The organism is Leptospira gomenensis, assembly GCF_004770155.1.
GTDB lineage: Bacteria > Spirochaetota > Leptospiria > Leptospirales > Leptospiraceae > Leptospira > Leptospira gomenensis.
Genome location: NZ_RQFA01000037.1, coordinates 117059 through 134875, shown reverse-complemented (window position 1 = coordinate 134875; position 17817 = coordinate 117059). Strand labels below are relative to the sequence as shown.

Annotated in this window: 17 protein-coding genes, 1 tRNA gene and 1 riboswitch; of the genes, 9 read left to right on the top strand and 9 right to left on the bottom strand. The window is 46.5% G+C overall.

Annotation, left to right across the window (positions count from 1 at the left end; translation table 11 throughout):
- Nucleotides 1-523: 523 nt before the first annotated feature.
- Genes EHQ17_RS09010 through EHQ17_RS08995 form a run of 4 tightly spaced genes read left to right on the top strand, consistent with a single transcriptional unit; the run spans nucleotide 524 to nucleotide 3646 of the window.
- Nucleotides 524-961: a hypothetical protein gene (locus EHQ17_RS09010; RefSeq protein ID WP_135595301.1), complete on the top strand. Its 438-nt coding sequence runs from the start codon at nucleotides 524-526 to the stop codon at nucleotides 959-961.
- Nucleotides 962-979: 18 nt separating this feature from the next.
- Nucleotides 980-1222 carry a hypothetical protein gene (locus EHQ17_RS09005; protein WP_135595302.1) on the top strand — a complete coding sequence of 81 codons (243 nt, stop codon included), beginning with the start codon at nucleotides 980-982 and terminating at the stop codon, nucleotides 1220-1222.
- A 39-nt stretch (nucleotides 1223-1261) separates the two neighbouring features.
- Nucleotides 1262-2353, top strand: coding sequence for an AraC family transcriptional regulator (locus EHQ17_RS09000; protein ID WP_167881147.1), 1092 nt, complete (start codon nucleotides 1262-1264; stop codon nucleotides 2351-2353).
- Between the two features lie 12 nt (nucleotides 2354-2365).
- A complete protein-coding gene (locus EHQ17_RS08995) occupies nucleotides 2366-3646 on the top strand; it encodes an NHL repeat-containing protein (RefSeq protein WP_135595304.1) in 1281 nt (426 codons plus the stop codon).
- 79 nt (nucleotides 3647-3725) lie between these two features.
- On the opposite strand, the gene EHQ17_RS08990 is transcribed toward EHQ17_RS08995, so the two are convergent.
- Nucleotides 3726-4925 carry a DUF1577 domain-containing protein gene (locus EHQ17_RS08990; RefSeq protein ID WP_135595305.1) on the bottom strand — a complete coding sequence of 400 codons (1200 nt, stop codon included), beginning with the start codon at nucleotides 4923-4925 and terminating at the stop codon, nucleotides 3726-3728.
- A gap of 137 nt (nucleotides 4926-5062) precedes the next feature.
- Complete coding sequence (locus EHQ17_RS08985; RefSeq protein WP_135595306.1) at nucleotides 5063-5488, bottom strand: AAA family ATPase; 426 nt, start codon at nucleotides 5486-5488, stop codon at nucleotides 5063-5065.
- A gap of 125 nt (nucleotides 5489-5613) precedes the next feature.
- Between EHQ17_RS08985 and EHQ17_RS08980 the strand changes: the two genes are divergently transcribed.
- A complete protein-coding gene (locus EHQ17_RS08980; RefSeq protein ID WP_135595307.1) occupies nucleotides 5614-5856 on the top strand; it encodes a hypothetical protein in 243 nt (80 codons plus the stop codon).
- Between the two features lie 16 nt (nucleotides 5857-5872).
- Here EHQ17_RS08980 and EHQ17_RS08975 read toward each other — a convergent pair.
- Nucleotides 5873-5945, bottom strand: a tRNA-Phe gene (locus tag EHQ17_RS08975).
- A 93-nt stretch (nucleotides 5946-6038) separates the two neighbouring features.
- Between EHQ17_RS08975 and EHQ17_RS08970 the strand changes: the two genes are divergently transcribed.
- Nucleotides 6039-6722: a protein-L-isoaspartate O-methyltransferase family protein gene (locus tag EHQ17_RS08970; protein ID WP_135595308.1), complete on the top strand. Its 684-nt coding sequence runs from the start codon at nucleotides 6039-6041 to the stop codon at nucleotides 6720-6722.
- A gap of 539 nt (nucleotides 6723-7261) precedes the next feature.
- Nucleotides 7262-8962, top strand: a complete 1701-nt coding sequence (locus EHQ17_RS08965) for an acyl-CoA dehydrogenase family protein (protein ID WP_135595309.1) — start codon at nucleotides 7262-7264, stop codon at nucleotides 8960-8962.
- Nucleotides 8963-9114: 152 nt separating this feature from the next.
- On the opposite strand, the gene EHQ17_RS20400 is transcribed toward EHQ17_RS08965, so the two are convergent.
- A complete protein-coding gene (locus EHQ17_RS20400; protein ID WP_425460692.1) occupies nucleotides 9115-9525 on the bottom strand; it encodes a porin OmpL1 in 411 nt (136 codons plus the stop codon).
- A 543-nt stretch (nucleotides 9526-10068) separates the two neighbouring features.
- On the bottom strand, nucleotides 10069-10959 hold the full coding sequence (locus EHQ17_RS08955) for a porin OmpL1 (protein ID WP_135595310.1): 891 nt from the start codon (nucleotides 10957-10959) through the stop codon (nucleotides 10069-10071).
- Between the two features lie 404 nt (nucleotides 10960-11363).
- A riboswitch (TPP riboswitch) is annotated at nucleotides 11364-11463 on the top strand.
- Between the two features lie 135 nt (nucleotides 11464-11598).
- On the opposite strand from EHQ17_RS08955, the gene thiC reads away from it, so the two are divergent.
- Nucleotides 11599-13167, top strand: coding sequence for a phosphomethylpyrimidine synthase ThiC (gene thiC, locus EHQ17_RS08950; protein ID WP_135595311.1), 1569 nt, complete (start codon nucleotides 11599-11601; stop codon nucleotides 13165-13167).
- A 534-nt stretch (nucleotides 13168-13701) separates the two neighbouring features.
- Here thiC and EHQ17_RS08945 read toward each other — a convergent pair.
- From EHQ17_RS08945 to EHQ17_RS08935, 3 genes are all read right to left on the bottom strand, one after another.
- Entirely contained in the window at nucleotides 13702-14658 is a 957-nt protein-coding gene (locus tag EHQ17_RS08945; RefSeq protein WP_135595312.1) for a fumarylacetoacetate hydrolase family protein, read from the bottom strand.
- A 71-nt stretch (nucleotides 14659-14729) separates the two neighbouring features.
- Nucleotides 14730-15536 carry an SDR family oxidoreductase gene (locus tag EHQ17_RS08940; RefSeq protein ID WP_135595313.1) on the bottom strand — a complete coding sequence of 269 codons (807 nt, stop codon included), beginning with the start codon at nucleotides 15534-15536 and terminating at the stop codon, nucleotides 14730-14732.
- Between the two features lie 205 nt (nucleotides 15537-15741).
- Nucleotides 15742-16140, bottom strand: coding sequence for a DUF2721 domain-containing protein (locus tag EHQ17_RS08935; protein ID WP_167881116.1), 399 nt, complete (start codon nucleotides 16138-16140; stop codon nucleotides 15742-15744).
- Between the two features lie 124 nt (nucleotides 16141-16264).
- Here EHQ17_RS08935 and EHQ17_RS08930 point away from each other — a divergent pair, with 124 nt between their 5' ends.
- Nucleotides 16265-16987: a fatty acid desaturase CarF family protein gene (locus EHQ17_RS08930; RefSeq protein WP_135595315.1), complete on the top strand. Its 723-nt coding sequence runs from the start codon at nucleotides 16265-16267 to the stop codon at nucleotides 16985-16987.
- Here EHQ17_RS08930 and EHQ17_RS08925 read toward each other — a convergent pair.
- On the bottom strand, nucleotides 16956-17816 hold the full coding sequence (locus tag EHQ17_RS08925) for an LA_0991 family prenyltransferase-like protein (protein ID WP_135595375.1): 861 nt from the start codon (nucleotides 17814-17816) through the stop codon (nucleotides 16956-16958). The genes EHQ17_RS08930 and EHQ17_RS08925 overlap by 32 nt on opposite strands.
- Nucleotide 17817: the final 1 nt, after the last annotated feature.

Genomic DNA, 17817 nt, shown 5'->3' with positions numbered 1-17817 from the left:
TCACTAAATCCGATAAAAATCGACCTATCACAAAACGTCTGGATTCCTTTTGCTTCGTTATTTGAATTCCCGCTGAAGACGGAGGCGCCGGATCAGCAAAACGATTCAGATGCAGCTTAAAAGAAACGATTGTGGCACATAATTATAAATCGATATTATTACTGTTTTATAATATCGATTGAATTAAGATGAAAGGCCCGGTTTGCCCGTAAGTTCGAAATCTGCTTGTGATTGCGATTCCGTTTGATACAATCCGGGAACAATCGGACGAATCGTCGGATTTGAAAAATGGCGACCGAAGGAAATTCATAGTCCATCATAGGGTAGGATTCCGCGATCCATCCGAAGTTCCCGTTGATTTGTGTCGCGCTCCTTTTTCTTTTCCCGTGCTGTCTGACGTTTCTCGCATTAAACGCGAGTTCGAATCGGCGCTCGACTCCTCGACTTAAAGATCGGTTCAACCGAAAAACTCAGATAAAGATACATAATAAAACCGTGAACAAAGAATACTCCGAGGTAGGAAATGCAGAGCGAGATTTATAAAAAACAGAATGCCGGATTAAAACGATTGGCTTTGGAGTTGGTTAAGATTCTAAAAACCGATTCGGTCGGAGATAGGGTCGGCGAGGTGATCGATATCCTTGCGAGCATTAACGCGAAATTCAACGAACATCTTATGACGGAAACCTATCTGATCCTTTTCGAGGTTTTTCCGGAGAACGAACTAAGAAGCGCGGATTTCGGATTTTATAAACGTTCATCCCGTAACGATTTGAAAAATCAAATTAGAAAATACGTAACCTCTTGGTCTCTTCCCTCCAAAATTCTGGAGGAACCGAAGTCGTTTATCGATGATTCAAACGTGTTGATGGATTCATTGTTGCTTAGGTTGCAAAATGAAACGGAGTTTTTATTTCCGATGCTCGAAGGTTCGTTATTGGTTTCCTCCGAAAATATATAAACGGAAGCGGGAATTCGGATGCAAATCGCAAAAAATCGGCAAAAGAGGCTAACGTTAGAAAAACTATATGTATTAAAAATGGGCGTTCATTCCCCTTTGGGCGTCAGTGGTTCCTTTGGAGTGATAGGCGATATCTTTGGAGTGAAAAATAATCGACCTCATTTTGTTGGTCTTATGAATCAATTTCAATCGACGAAGAAAAGTATACGGTTCGACGAAACGATTGATGCGGATTTGAATCACGATTTAAGAGTAAGCTGAAATTATAAAAAAGAAATTCGCTTTTGGAAGTTGAGTATGGTGAACACTATAGATTGGTTACTACGGGAAGATTTGCTGATTGAGATATCCAGGTTCGGCGCTTTTTTCGCTTTGATTATCGGAGCGGGTCGTCTGCTTAAGGCCAGAAATCAAATCGATTATTTTGTGGCGGGGCTTTTGACTCTTACGGCCGTGTTTCAGTATTTGGACGAAAATACGATCAACGCTGTATCTTACAATTGGTTGAAGCGGTTTTTGTTTCAGATCGACCTGCTTGCCTTATCCACCAGCGGAATTATAGTCTATCTAGTTTCCATCATGGCCTTTTCCAACGATCCCAAGTTGTCCTCCAAACACTATTGGAATCTGGTTCCTCCGGTCGTACTATCGATTCCCATCGCAAGTTTATACGATCAGCAGAGTCACTTCGAGTTCGGTTTATTCCTGTATCTTACCGACATATTCGTGATCGTCTACGTCGGGATCGCTTTGTATCGTATGTTTCAGAACGGCGTTTTCGATTTGAGAACGTCGAAGTCAAGGATTCTCGCCGGTTTGGTTTTTTCGGTTTTTGTATGCGCCTTTTTGGAAGTTTTAGGGATCGTATTGGAGCAGAAGTTGCTCGTGTTGTATTCAGGAGTGGTTACCACGTTCGAAATCGTATACTTCTATTTCGTCAGCGTATACTTCCAGGATTTGTTGTCCGAGCAGGTCTCGGTTTCCGAGATCCAGAAAAACGTGATCAAAAAATCGCTGTTAAACGATGTGGATATAGAAGCCCTCGAAAAACAACTCGCCTATCTTATCAAAGAGGAACGTATTTATCTGGACGAGGATATACGTCTTCCGAGCGTCGCGGAAGAGTTGGGCGTGACCGTACATCAATTGTCCTCGTATCTGAACGATCACAAAGGTATCAATTTCAATAACTACATCAATCAATTCCGTGTAGAAGAAGCGAAAGCGATCCTAATCAACGACCCGAGTCGTTCCGTTATATCGGTCGGAAATGCGGTCGGTTTTAATTCCAATTCCGTTTTTCACAGAGCCTTTCTACGCGAAACTGGGATGTCGCCGAAAAAATTCAGAGAGTCTCAGCTTTTTAAGAAGCCCTCTTATACGCTGAATTAACGGTTTCCTCATATGGGCTTCGGTAACAGTTTTAGTCGTCCGTTTCTATTCGCCATATCATTGTTAGTCGAAATGGCGATTTTAGGAGGATGCAAAATCGAAGCCCCGTCCGATCCTTCCCAGGAAGTAATCTTCGATTTTCTAATATACAATTGTCGTTCTAACGCTCTGGGGTTCGGAGGCGACTGTGTTTCCCGTTCGTCTTTTTTTAAACCTTCCGAGGAGCCGAGCATTTGTTCCGAAACGATGGATACGGTTATACAACCTTCTTCTTGGAGTCGTCTTCAAAACGAGTTAAAAAAACAGGCCGCCCTAGGTAGCTCCGGTCCTCCGACCGCTTCCACTTTCGGAGTTTCTCCGGGACCGATCGCGTTTAGCGGAGGTGTTCTCGCGAGAAACGGAAAGATTTATCCGATGCCTACCGCTTCGAATAATTTCGTGGAGATCGATCCGGAAGCGAGGACGGCGACTCCTTTTGCGACACCTCCTACGATCGCCGCTCCCGGTTGGTTCGGAGGAGTTCTTTCTTTGGACGGAACCATTCACGGTATTCCGTTAAACGGAACTATGTTCTTCGAACTCAATCCGGTCACACAAGCGATAGGTTCGTACGAACCTTCCGGACTTTTGCCGTATGCGGGTGGTGTATTGGGTCCGAACGGTAAAATTTTTCCGCTTCCGAGTCTTTCCACGAGTTTTGCTTCCGTTGATACGAGCGTTTACGCGAAGTCCGTATTCGGTGTTAGTCCGGGTAACTCCGATTATGCGGGCGGAGTATTAGCGCCTAACGGTAAGATATACGGAATTCCCAACCGAGGGAACGTTTTTGTGGAGATCGATCCGCAGACGAATACGGCAACCACGTTCGGCGCGGCTCCCGGTATTTCGTTTAAGTGGGTGGGGGGTGCGATTGCGCCTAACGGTAAAATATACGGAATGTCGCAGTCCGCCTTGGCTTTCGTCGAAATCGATCCTATTGCTAGAACTGCTTCCGTATTCGAGTTAATCCTCGAAACGAACGCGTATGCGGGCGGAGTATTGGCGCCTAACGGTAAAATATACGGAATTCCGTTCGACGCGACTAGATTCGTGGAAGTGGATCCTGAAACGAAAACTGCTACGTTTTTCGGCGCCGCACCGGGAGGAGGAGCCTGGTCCGGCGGAATCCTCGCACCCAACGGTAAAATCTACGGATTCCCTTACAATTCCGGAGTATATTTGGAAATCGATCCCAAGGCCAACGGAAAACTCTGTAATCCTATCCTATTGTCCGCGTATCTCAATAAATATTAAAATAGTATAAAATTCTTTCGTTCTATCTCGAGAACCGAGAACCGAGAACCGACGAATCGGTGTTCGTTTACTTCGTTTATCAGGAGTTTCCCGTTGCGGAGGCGGTAGCGGGTCGTAAGCCGCTGAACTTTCCTTGACCCAGAAGTTCCACATTCTTGTGGAATTTTTCGCGTTCGCCCGGAAATCCGGATTTACCCACCAACTCCATTCCCAGGATCAGAGCGCCCGTCGAATCGTAGGAAAGCCAACGAATCGCTCCAAACACTTTGAAATAACCCTGCATCTTGATGTAAATGTCGAAGACGAAGCCGCTGTGTTTCGGGAGGGTCTGTATGAGTTGTGCGTCGGAAACCTTGATGCAGATTCCGTTGTTCGATATATCGACGATCGGGAATTTCTCGGTGGAGATGACCGTGTTCGATTCTTTGATTCTTGCCACCATTTCTTTGGAGAGTTCCGATAACTTTTGAACCGTGTCCGCTCCGAGATGTTTTTCCTTATTTCGCACCCAAATATATCCGAGTGCGATCGATTGTCGGGAATGATTGAGGTAGACGATCGGAAATATGATTTCGGTCAGGATTTTTTCGTCCTTGTATTTCCGGATAAGAATGTCCGGTTCGTCGTTCATTTCGTCTTCCACAGAAATCTGTTTTTCGTTTTTAGAAACGTAAGACTGGGGATCGGAGGTGTTCTCTATGTGGATGTATTTTTGCGTTCGTTTGACGAGATCGAATTTTTCTTCCTGATCCGGTTTGAATACGTCGATTTCCACGAGGCCCAAATCGTAGGTCTTCAACTTCGCTCTGTAATCTTCGAAACTGACTTTCACCAAAGTGGGAATGTTGAATAGAGACGCGTCGATTACCGTTTTGGAAGAGTTGATGTTCGTGACGTGGGCCGCGTCATCCGAAACCGGATACCGAGGAAACGCACGATTGGTTTTCGCGATCGAAATTTGATGTACAGAAAGTTCCGCTTGTTGAGGACCCGCGTTTCGTAGAAAGGAACATTCCACTTGGATGTATTTCGCCAATACCCGATACAAAAGCAGTTCTTGGTTTTCGCTGAATCCGGTTTCTCCGCCGTACTCGACGAGAATCTTTTCTCCGTCGTCTATGTATTTGCGTACGATCACCGAAACTTCCGCCTCTTGGCCTTTTATAAGAAGACTTTGATTGAGAAGGTGTTTTTCTATGATATGTTTTCTTTGTTCCGAGGAACGGATTGTGTCTAATTCTCTGGCTTTTTTTGGAGAAGGACGAAAGGATTCTATCATAAACTTATTTCCAAACTTTAGAATGGGTGAGCAAAAATAGGATCGAAAGTGCGTGTAGTAAATATAAAATTTCCTGAAACAATTTTCATTTTATAAATTATATAATTCGATATATAAAATCCCAGTTTTAATCGGACTTATGTTTCCTCCGGAAAGAGGCGGACTTTGTATTTGGAGGCCATCTTTCGTATTTGTTCGATTTCTATGGAATGTATGTTTTGTCCGTTGTGATAATTTTCCACGGTTACGACAAAAAGAGTACAATCTACGTCGGAGGCCATGCGAAAGTACGGTTCCAATTCCCAGAGAAGTGTGAACGTGTTGTCCACAAACACTTTGGAAATTCCGGAACGGAGCGCGTTGCGGACGTTTTCTTCGCAGCTCCGATAGGCTTTGTGATTTTCTTTATGGTCGAATCGGTATTCCTTCGTTTGCGGATCGGTAAAATAATCGTCTACGGAAAAGACCGGGTAGGTGCCTTTTTCGGAAAGCACCGTCGCCAGTGTGGATTTGCCTGCTCCGGGCAATCCACGGAGCAGAATGAGGTTTTGGTCGGAATTCATCACGATTCGTTTTCCTCCTTCTTTTACTTTACAAATGCCTCGAATTTGAATAGCGTAAAAGAAAGTTACATCCCCACAAACGTCTTCGCGGCATAAGCGAGTTCGACGCAAAGGAATCCAGAAGAATGAAATACTTAGAAACGGAACAGATCATTCCTTCCAAAGGTATGTCTTATACGATGTACGAGGTGGAAGGGGAGGATCAAATCCTCAAGATGATGACGTATATTCCCAATACGGACGAGATTCATATCTATCCGAAACCTCCCGTAAAAAAATTATACAAGCCGGAACTCTGTAAGGTGATCGACGAGGTCGTTTTTTCGGAACTTTGGAAATTAGGGGAGGAAAGAAAAGCCGCTCCGTAGAGAGGGAAGCGAGTTCTGGCCTCGGAGAGAATCGAACTCCCGACACAAGGATTTTCAGTCCTCTGCTCTACCGACTGAGCTACAAGGCCGAACTCATGGACAGCATAGAAAAACAAGTCTCACTGTCAACGAAAAAGAACCGAAAGCACGGTCGTTCTTCCTTGCTTTTCGGGTGAAGTCGTATGTCTTCCGACTCTAATCTCTGCGATCAAAAGTTTCGGAGAGAAGAGAGACGTAGGATGGTGCGCTCTCAGATCGAAGTCAGAGGAATTCGTGATCCTAGGATTTTGGACGCGATGAATTCAATTCCTCGGGAATGTTTTGTTCCTCAGTTGCAAGCGTCCTCCGCATACGAAGACAAACCGCTTCCCATCGGTTGCGGCCAAACCATTTCTCAACCGTTTATGGTGGCTTGGATGTCGGAGCTACTGTCGGTCGTTCCGGGAGATCGTATCTTCGAGATAGGAACCGGCTCGGGTTATCAAACCGCCGTTCTGGATTTTTTAGGTGCGGTCATCGTTTCCGTGGAGTTTTTTCCGGAACTACATCGGATCGCTCTTCGTAATTTGGAAATCTGGCGTCCCGGTTTTTCGAATCAACACCGGTTGATCGTCGGAGACGGGACGCGGATTTTGAGGTCGGAACTCCGGTTCGAAAAGATCCTTTCTTGCGCTGCCCTTCCGAGGATGCCGGATACGAGGAGTTCCTACTTTCAGGCTTTGGTGCCAGGGGGAAGTTTCGTTTTTCCGACGGAAACTCCGACTAACGGGCAGCGTCTGATCGTCGGTAAACGAACGTTAAGCGGCTGGTCGTTTCAAAATCACGGGGGAGTTCGGTTCGTACCTTTGCTCGGCGCCAAGGTTTGATCGAATATTTCGTATTTCTTTTGTTCGCCGGCGACAACGGGACCGAAATGTCGGGGGATCGTCTCCTTTGTTACGCGGCGGATTCTCCAAAAACAAAAGTATTTTAGAATATTCCATTTGTGGAATGTATTTTTCAATCGCACCCTTTGTTCGTTCCATACTTCGTCCTTTGTTCCGGTTCGACTCCCGGTTCCGTTTTCGGTCGAGTCGATTCTGATAACGTATCTCGACGGATTCCAGTATTTTCGGCGTGTAGAACCGACCCAAACTCGCTTAACAAACGGGATTCGGTAGAATTCATCCCGACGGAAAGGAGGTGCTTTCGTTTCCGATTCGGAATTTTTCCGAAGAAATACGGTTGTGAATCCGTTTCTTCCTCTCACAAATGGTTTGAAAAACGCCGGATTCGAAAGATCCGTTCGGATTCGTTTCGTATATTTCGGAAGAGGTAGGTAGTTCCGAATCGAACACGATTTCCCTCCTTCTATCGAACGCCGTTTTTACCCGAAGAATCAAATTGTATTAGAGAAGAATCAAATATGGAATTGTTAAACCCTAAAACCGCAGAGTTCAAACATCTGGACGAAAAGTCCAAAAACATCATGAAACGTACGATCGCCTTTTTCGAGAAAAGGGGAAAGGATAAGTTAAAAGAAGACGATCGAAAGCAGACCTGGTATGCGGACTTTTTAGAATTTCAAAAACAGGAAAAGGTATTCGCCACTTTGATGACTCCCGCCGGTTACGGTCCTTCGGATTCAAGATGGGATACGTCTCGCATCTGCGACTTCAACGAAATCGCCGGTTTTTACGGTCTGTGTTACTGGTATACATGGCAGGTTTCGATGTTGGGTTTGGGCCCGATTTGGATCAGTAAAAACGAAGAGATAAAACATAAAACCGCGCAGCTTCTTCAAGACGGTGAAATTTTCGCATTCGGTCTTTCGGAAAAAGAACACGGGGCGGATTTGATCTCGAGCGATATGACTTTGGAAAAAACCGCGGAAGGAAATTATATCGCCAACGGAAGAAAATACTATATCGGAAATTCCAATAAGGCCGCCATCGTTTCCACGTTCGGCAAGTCCAAAGAAACCGGGAATTACGTCTTTTTTGCGGTGAACTCGCAGCACCCGAATTACCAGTTGATTCAAAACGTAGTTAATTCCCAGAGTTATGTGGGCGAATACGGTTTGAAAGATTATCCGATCACGGAGAAGGACATTCTTTCGAAGGACCGCGAGGCTTGGGACGCATCCCTTTCCACGATCGCGATCTGCAAATACAATTTAGGATGGGCTTCCATCGGAATTTGCACTCATTCTTTTTACGAAGCGATCAATCACGCGTCGAAACGGAAACTTTTCAACCGATACGTTACCGACTTTCCTCAAATCAAACAACTTTTCGTGGACGCTTATTGTAGACTTTTCGCGATGAAACTTTTCGCGGCCCGCGCCAAGGATTATATGAGATCGGCTTCCCCTTCGGACAGACGTTATCTGCTCTTTAATCCTATGGTGAAGATGAAGGTGACGATACAAGGAGAAGAGGTGATCAATCTTCTTTGGGACGTGATCGCCGCGAAAGGTTTCGAAAAAAACATGTATTTCGAGATGGCGGCGAAGGATATCCGAGGTCTTCCGAAGTTGGAAGGCACCGCGCACGTGAATATGGCACTGATCATCAAGTTTATGCAGAACTATCTTTTCGAATCCAATGCGTCTCTTCCGATCATTCCGAAAATCAACGATTTTAAGAACGACGATTTTCTTTTTAATCAAGGTGCGACCACGAAGGGGTTCGAAAAAATTTCCTTCCGTGATTACAACGAAGTTTATAAGAGTGTAAATCTTCCGAACGTTCTCATCTTCAGAAAGCAAATCGAACTTCTCAAGGAATTCCTGGAAAAAACTCCTCCCGATTCCAAACAGACTAAGGATCTCGATTTTATGCTGATCGTCGGAGAATTGTTCACGTTAGTCGCTTATGGTCAACTTCTGATTGAGAACGCGTCGATCGAAAAGGTGGAAGACGATCTTTTGGATCAGATCTTCGATTTTATGGTCCGTGATTTCTCCAAATTTGCGCTACAATTGTATTCGAAACGAAGCAGCACCTCGGAGCAGATGGCGCTGTGTTTGAAGATGATTCACAAACCCGCGGAAAATGAGGCGCTTTTCGATCGTATTTGTGCGAAAGTTTATTCGCATAAAGACGTCTACGAAATGGCTCCCTGATTTTAGGGAATCGGATTCGCTTCTCCCGAAATTCGTTTTTGTCGGTAGAAGCGGATCGGATTCGCCGTGGTAGTTTTGTGATGTAGGAACACCTAAATTTCCCGGCAAGCGGGCAAGCGGGAACTCCTCGATTTGGGTCGAGTGACTTTTCGTTAACACGCAGGGAGGTTGGTAATTGTGGGAACTCCTCGTCGTGGATTACGCCGCACTTTGCAGGAAGTTTCGGAATGGACCGCTCCAGTCGGCGCGCTGGATCTGTGGGAACTCCCTCTTTTATCACTCGTGTTTGTATCCGACCCGATATAACGAACTCCGACCTTGCATCGGGAAAGCCTGGATTGCGGCAAGAGTTGCCGCTGTTCCGACCGATTGACTGGAAGCGGAATCATGCGGTCGGCGATCCTCGTTGCTAATTCCAGAAACACGCGCCCTTTGTCGGGAATTCTTGCTTGAGCTCCGATTCGCCAATTCGACGCCAAATTCGAAATTCTAAACTGAGTGTTTTCGCGAAACGCGGGCGGATCCGGCCCGTTGTGCCCGTCCCGTAAAAGATCACGGATCAACGACAACCGTGGAACGCTGACGACCAAAAGATCGCTGTGTCGTTGTTGCGTATTTGGATCGTTTTTTGCGCGAATGCATCAACCTCCCGAACAGTAACCAAGCCCGGCTCCAAGTGAGGGCCGCTCCTCCGAACCTTCCGTTGGAGTTGCAATCCGAAGTTCCGACGATCCATGGATCGGTTGATTCCACTGAAATGGATTGCGAAGGATCGATTTCCGTCTTGGGTGATCGTTGCATCCGTGTTTCCGAGATCGCATGCAAGCCCCATTTCCGCGACGAAATAGGATTTTGAATTTAAGGGTGAAACGAAACTAGATCGGGAACGAAAGCTACAACAAAAACTTCCTCAAACGGAGGAGATCCTACATTTACAAATACAAGTGATCCAACGGAAGAACGAAACAGTTTCGATTCGGTTGGAAACATCAGGGAGGCCGGTTACGAATTTCGAATTCGCCAAGGTGTTTCGGAAATTTCCGAATCCGTCCATAAACAAAAAAGGCTCCCGAAGGAGCCTTTAGTCGATCGATTACGAACAGGAATTAGAGTTCGTGTTTGTAACCTACGCGGTACTGAGTTCCACCCAATACGATCGGATACGACGGGGAAGGAGCTAAACTGGAAATTCCACCCAGAGATTGTGTGTGTCCAGTTCCTAATTTGTAGGAGAAAAGGGTTTCCGCTTCCAAGAAGACATGTCCTTTTTCCGTTACTCTCGCTTGTGCACCGACTAACCAGTTCGGAGCGACTCCGGAAACACTGAATCTTGTGTTTTCCCAAATTGCAGGAGGAGAGGTTCCGTCCGCAAGAAGATTGGAAATCGTTGTAGGAACTCCCAAAGTGACCATTTGATCGTGCACCAATCCGGAAAGGCTGGAACCAGCAAGACTCCATCCACCCTTGAAGTAGTGAACACCGGCACCGATATAGAACGCAGCGTCTTCCGTTACGGAAACCTTGATCCCTACGTTGACAGGGATTTGAACCGCATTATAGTCCCAAGTAATGTCATAGAATTTGAATCCTAAAGCCTTTGCTTCGGTATCCCCACCCATGATTTTTCTCGTATAGTTTGCGGCAACTCTTGCGAAGAAATATTTACCGAACTCGTGTTCGTATCCTGCGGATAAAACGAGACCGGACATCGCTCCGTTTGCTTTCACGTTGATCAGACCGACCGTAGTGTTTTCCAAAGTTTGGAGACGGTTTTCCGCGATGATTGCTCTACGGGACGCGGTTCCGGGTTGACCGTTGGTCGCCGTTACCGGGTAGTAGTTCGCTGCATCCAGACCGTCTTTCGTGATCGTTCCGCCTAACTGTCCGAGGTCGAACTGCAAACCAAGACTTCCAAACGCATAAGATTTTGCGCTGAGGCTTGCAGCCGAGGACAATACGGCAAGAACAAGCAACACTTTACTCATGTTACGAACCATTAATAACTCCTTACTCACGATTCAGATTGTTTTGTGCTGTATCCGAACTAATGTATTTGTTGTAGGAAGTCCGGACACAGGGTGAAACTTTAGAAGCTCGGGGAATCGTGTCAAACAGGATTTCCGGAAAAGATTGAAAAGTTCCCGAAATTCTAAAAAAAGAAAATTTTGTATTCGTTCTTTTTCTAACAAGCGTTATAAAGTGCGGAACGTTTGGAATCGGATCGATTTCCATCGAACGACGAAAACTTGAGTTTCGATTCGGAACGTTTCCGGCTTCCTTTGAAATGAAAACGTTCGGGTTGGGTTCGTGCGTATCGTATCCGTTTCCAATCACTTGGTCAACCGAACGAACGTCTTCGTTTTCTACTTGTCAGTCATTTGCGATCCAAAAGATTAAACGCAGAAACCGTTGGGGGTGGGGCTTGTCAAACAAAGCCTCTGAGAGAGTCCCCGGAACCTGATCAGGATAAGGCCTGCGTAGGAAAACGGATCGTAGTTGGGAATTTTTTTGCACGAAGGGATGTTCCGCGATTTGCGGGAACTCCTTTGTTTACGGATGGTTCCTAACGTAGTTTCGAAGTTTCGGCGTTCCCCTTCCTGATCAATTCGTTCTCTTTCCCTCGGTAAGGAGAATCTATGGACAATACCCAAGAATTTCAAATTCCGCGGAAGACGATTCGTCTGACAAACGGAACACAATATCACGGTTATCGAACGGAAGGAGAGCTTTCGGAAAAACGTCCGGAAGATTATAAGAACGGAATCGCGCCGCTCCGCAAGGAATGGATCCAAAAACGTATGTATCGAGGCGATACGAATCATTCGCAGATGTATTATGCGAAAAAAGGGATCGTCACCGAGGAGATGCGTTATGCGGCCCTTAGGGAAAACATGGATCCCGAGTTCGTTCGTTCCGAAATCGCGCGTGGTCGAGCGATTCTTCCCTCCAATCGAAATCATCCCGAACTCGAACCGATGCTCATCGGCAAAAATTTCCTCGTCAAAATCAACGCGAACATCGGAAATTCGGCGCTCGGTTCCTCCATCGAAGAGGAGGTGGAAAAACTTCGTTGGGCGGTCAAGTGGGGAGCGGACACGGTGATGGATCTTTCCACCGGAAAAAACATCCACGAAACGAGGGAATGGATTTTGAGGAATTCTCCCGTGCCGATCGGAACGGTTCCGATTTATCAGGCCCTCGAAAAAGTAAAGGGTAAAGCAGAAAATTTGAATATTCAAGTTTTCTTAGATACTCTCGAGGAACAAGCCGAACAAGGGGTGGATTACTTCACGATTCATGCGGGTGTTTTGCTGCGTTATATTCCTTTTACCGCGAATCGTGTGACAGGAATCGTGTCGAGGGGCGGATCGATTCTCGCGAAATGGTGTCTGGCGCATCACAAGGAGAATTTTCTTTATACACATTTCGACGAGATTCTCAAGGTGATGAAAAAATACGGGGTTTCGTTTTCTCTCGGAGACGGACTACGTCCCGGTTCTATCGCCGATGCCAACGACAAAGCCCAATTCGGAGAATTGGAAACGCTGGGGGAATTGACCAAACGCGCCTGGGAAGAGGACATTCAGGTTATGATCGAGGGACCGGGTCACGTTCCGATGCACCTCATCAAGGAGAACGTCGATCTTCAGATGAAACTCTGTCAAGAGGCTCCGTTTTACACGTTAGGCCCTCTTGTCACGGACATCGCTCCGGGCTACGATCATATCACTTCCGCGATCGGAGCAGCGATGATCGGATGGTTCGGAACGGCTATGTTGTGTTATGTGACTCCGAAAGAACATCTCGGACTTCCCGATAAGGAAGACGTAAAACAAGGAGTGATCGCGTATAAGATCGCGGCTCACGCGGCCGATTTGGCGAAGGGGCATCCGGGCGCGATCGAACGGGACAATCTTTTGAGCAAGGCACGTTTCGAATTTCGATGGGAGGATCAGTTCGCGCTTTCCCTCGATCCGGAAACGGCAAAGTCCTTTCACGACGAAACCCTTCCGCAGGATCGGATGAAAACCGCACACTTCTGTTCCATGTGCGGTCCCCATTTTTGTTCGATGAATTTGACGCAGGAACTCCGTAAATTCGCGGAGGAAAAAGGTATCGAGGAAACGGAAGCGCTCCGGGTCGGAATGGATGAAAAATCCAAGGAGTTTTTGGAACGCGGGGCGGAACTCTACGGCGCACCTTGAATGTGCGGGAACTCCCCCGTGGGTGCACGAGCGATTTAGTTGGGATACCGGAGGATCGTGGGAACTCCCGCGAAACGGGTTTCGGCCGCATCCGCGCGGGGCTGGAAACGAAGTTCGTTTGCATTTCGTAAGAGTTCCCACGCGGACCGCGCAACTTCCGGCTCGCGGAGTCCCGCTCGGTCCTCGAAGACTCGGACCAAGCCGTGCGTGTCGCTTGCGGATCGTTATCCGGAATGTTTCCGTGATCAAAACGTGTGGGAACTCCTCCCGTGGGTGCACGAGCGATTGAGTTGGGATACCGGAGGATCGTGGGAACTCCCGCGAAACGGAAAAAACGAATGATTCACCGAAATCCTAAGGTCCGGGAACTCTCGCACCGTCGTCATCCGTAGGCGACGTTTGGTCCGACAAACCGAACCTTGAAAAATTGGATTGACGGAACGGGCATCGGCTTAATGCGAGAGACTCGGTTTCGTCTAACGTTCTCGGCGGCCCGCACATCCAGTCGAAAACGAATGCGGCTCCGAATTGCTTCTATTCGATTGAGGATTCGTCGATCACGTTCAGAATCTGTTCACCCAGATCGATTTTTCCGTCAACGGTACGAATCGTAGAGCGGACTACGTCACCCGGTCGCAAATATTGGCTTCGTTTGTTTTGACCTTTGACGAACAATTTCCATTTCGTTTTTTCGGAAAGAAAACCGCCCAAAGCCTGGACGAATTTTCCCGGCGCGCGAAGCGCACAACCGGAAGGAGTTCCGGTTAACAGAACGTCGCCCGGTGAAATATTACAAAAACGTGATAGTTCCAGGATACTTTCCACCGGTTTAAAAACTAGATTGGAGGCGGTGTCATTTTGCCTGACTTCTCCGTTAACGGTCAACTTCAGTTCCAGCGAATTCAAACGATCGAAATCGCCCCGTTCCAAAACGGCGAGATGCGGACCGGCAGGACAGAAGGTGCGATAGGATTTTCCCTTATACCACTGCAATTGAGGAAGTTGAACGTCTCTCGCGGAGACGTCGTTTGCCATAAAAAATGCGGCCACGTTGGAGATTACGTTTTCCGGATTCGGATCCAAATCGGAGCCGAATCTTTTTCCGAAAACCAAGCCGAGTTCTATCTCGTAGTCCAGAAGTTTTACGTGCGATGGACGCACAACGTTCCCGATCGGCGAAAACAAAGAAGCGTCCGACTTCGTAAAGAAGAGATTGTAATTCTTGTCGTCCGGATTCAAACCCGACTCGATCAGATGTTGTCTGTAGTTTGCACCCTGACAAAGAATCTGGCAAGGCGCAGTGATCGGAGATAGAATCGAAATTTTTTCCGGAGGAATCGGTTTGAGTTTAGTCGATTTTTTCTTTTTTAAAAATTCGAGAAATTCTTTCGTAGATAAATCTCCGCAGCCCAACGGGAGAATTCTCCCGTTCTCAAAAAAGGCCCAATCGACGTTGTTCTTCGTGGAAAACCGAATATAATTTTTTGCCATGTTGCCTCAAAACTTCGCTCTCTACGGATCGCGAACGAAACTCAAAACTTCGCTCTCTACGGATCGCGAAGTTAGGTGATTCTTGCCTTTGCGATCATCTTCGCGAAAAGATTCGGAAAAAAACGATAAACGAAAATCGCGAACTTTTCCCTCAGGCCCGCGATGATAATCCTTTTTTTCGAATTAGAGATCCCGTCCAAAATATTGCGGGCGCATTCGTCGGCCGAAATTCCCTGTTCGATCACGGAATCCATCTTGCCTTGTTTACTACCGTCCCCTTTGAGTGCGTTGTTGGAAATTTGGGTTTTGATAAAGCCGGGATAAATTAAGGAAACTTGAATATTCTCTCTAAGATTTTCCGCGCGGAGAGATTCGTAAAAACCTGTGAGGGCCGCCTTGGTCGCGCTGTAACCGCTGCGAAGAGGAACCCCGAACAATCCGGCGACGCTCGAAATCGAAACGATTACTCCGCTTTTCTGCTTGCGTAGAATCGGAAGGACGGCGAGGGTCAACGCGATGTTTCCGAAGTAGTTCACGTCCATCAGCTTCTCGTACGTATCGATCGAGGTTTCATACGTGAAGGAACGCTGGCTGATTCCGCCGTTGTTGACGAGCACGTCGATTCTTCCGAAATGATCGATCGCCTTTTTCGGAATGTTTTTTAGTTTTTTATAATCTTCTAAATCTAAAGGAAGGATCAGGCTGTTTGTTTCGGTAAGGCCGCATTCCTTTTTAACCCTTTCCAGTTCTTTGGTTCTCCTCGCCGAAAGGACGATTTTGGCTCCGCGTTTCGCCGCTTCTTTGACCAGTTCCTCTCCTATTCCGGAGGACGCTCCCGTGATCCATACTACCTTATCTTTGTAAAACGTATCGCTCATCGTATTCCCCTTGTTTGGCGGTGTTTCGATTTCGAATCTCCGCAAAGACGAAACTTCTCCGAGGAAGTATCGTTGTCGCTCTTATTATAAAAGGCGATTTTTCAAGGATTCCGAATCGATTCAAGGATTCTTTGAAAAAGGTCTTCGGAAATTCGATCGATCGAAGCGGCCGGCGTACAGCTTTCTTCCCTGCGTTTTTTACCGTCTAATTCTTCCCGTCCAAGGCGTGCATTTCTATGTCCAACGCGTCAACGGAAAGGTGGATTTCTAAAAGACAAATAAGAAGAGATATCACAAGCGCCGTCAAAGCGAGACCGAACAAAATCCAAGAAGTGAGAAACAGATCGAATGCAAGAGTAGTCATACACGAAGTGCAGAACAAAAGACTCAACACACCCATACTTTGTGTGTGACGAATCAAGGAGAGCCGGAACCTCAGATTGGAGATTTGTGAAAGAAGATCCGGATCTTTTTTTTCCTGATACTTTCCTATCAGCTGTCTCGCCAGACCCGCTAATCCTAAAAAACGATTGGTATAAGCCAACATCAAAAGTGAAATAGCGGGAAAGAGTAAACCGGGAGTGTTAAACGACAAAGGGCCCATTCCTGAAAGGATGCAACGGAGACGTTCCGTGTAAAGTTCCATTTTTTTTCGATTCGTGCGGATTCGGATCCGAAAAAATCTCGCATCAATTCTGATTTATGGTAAGACTACCGCAGGCAGACGTATGAATATAAATTTGAATCCAGTCCGTAAACCCGATCTTACCGTTCACAGAATTTTCGAAAGCATGGGCGTGTTGTCTTTTCTAATTTTATCCGCGTATTTGTGTTATCGACTTACGATATTGTTCGCAGCGGATTATGCACAAAATCAATGGCTACTTTGGACTTTACCTTCGGTGATCTTATTCTCTTGGATCGGCGCGGACTTTCTTTCCGGTTTGGTACATTTTTTAGGGGATAGCGTCGGTTCCGAAACGACTCCGATCTTAGGCCCCGGATTCATTTTTCCGTTTCGGGATCATCACGTGGATCCGAAAGGGATTACGAGACACGATTTTATCGAAACCAACGGAAACAATTGTTTGGTTTCGCTTCCGATCCTCGTCTACTACGTTTTTTTCTGGGATAGCGCGGGGCCGGTCAGTTCGTTGATCTCCTTGTTTTGGTTTTTTCTCTTACTCGGGATTTTCGCCACCAACCAAATCCACAAATGGGCTCACGAGGATTCGCCGCCTCCTTTCATAAGAACATTACAAAAATATAAACTGATTCTCGGACCGGAACATCACCAAATACATCACACTCCGCCGCACGATACGTATTTTTGTATCACTACCGGTTGGCTCAATCCGATCCTAAAAACGATCCGGTTCTACGAGACGTTGCGATGGATTTTAAGAATTCCTCCCGTCGCTAAAATGGAAACGATTTCCGAATCAGCGTAGGGATTACCGCTAAAATAAAATAACCTTCTCCCAAAATTCTGAACCTTTGGGAATTTTGGAATCGACTTTCTCCCAAAAGGATCGCGACCGGAACCAAGTAACCTACGCAGAAGTAAACGGATTCCGGCCATACGCTCCAGCCGGAGCGGAACAGCCAAAATGCATCGAGTATCGTTCCGATGACGGCTAACGTGAAGACGCATCGTTTGAGCGCGGTCGGAGAAATGGTTTTTAAGATGGATTCCATATTTTCCTTACGATCTATCTCGCGTTCCATATAAGAATTCATAAACGAATTACAGAGAGCCGTCAGTAAAAAACAAAAACACGGTTCTAAAATTCGCGAAAATTCGAGACGTCCCGTAAGGATCGGGCCGAACCAGATACCCGCCGTGTAGAGAACTGAAACCGAACATTCCTTCCAGAAAAAAACCGGTTGAACAAAGGCCAGGATTACGTGAATCAGGGCGAAGGTTCCCAGGATCAAAGCGACTAAGACCACCCATTCCCGCAGAAACATTATTCCGCCGATAAGACAAAAAATCGCGCTCAAACAGGCGATGATACTTAAGAAAATTCTGTTTTTGTAATGGAATTCGTGTCTTACGTTCGCGCTTTCGTTGCCGGATCTCCATCCGTCGAGCAGATGGTCGGCCGTATAAATTACCCACACCGAGGCCGGAAGTAAAAACCAATATACGGTCCGAAGATCGGAACCCAACAGGGTGGATACGAACCAAACGCTCGATAATGATCCGGCTACTATGTCCAGACTCAATACGTTCCAATAACGGAAAAGTTCGTTCGTCGCGTATTTTTTTTTACGGATA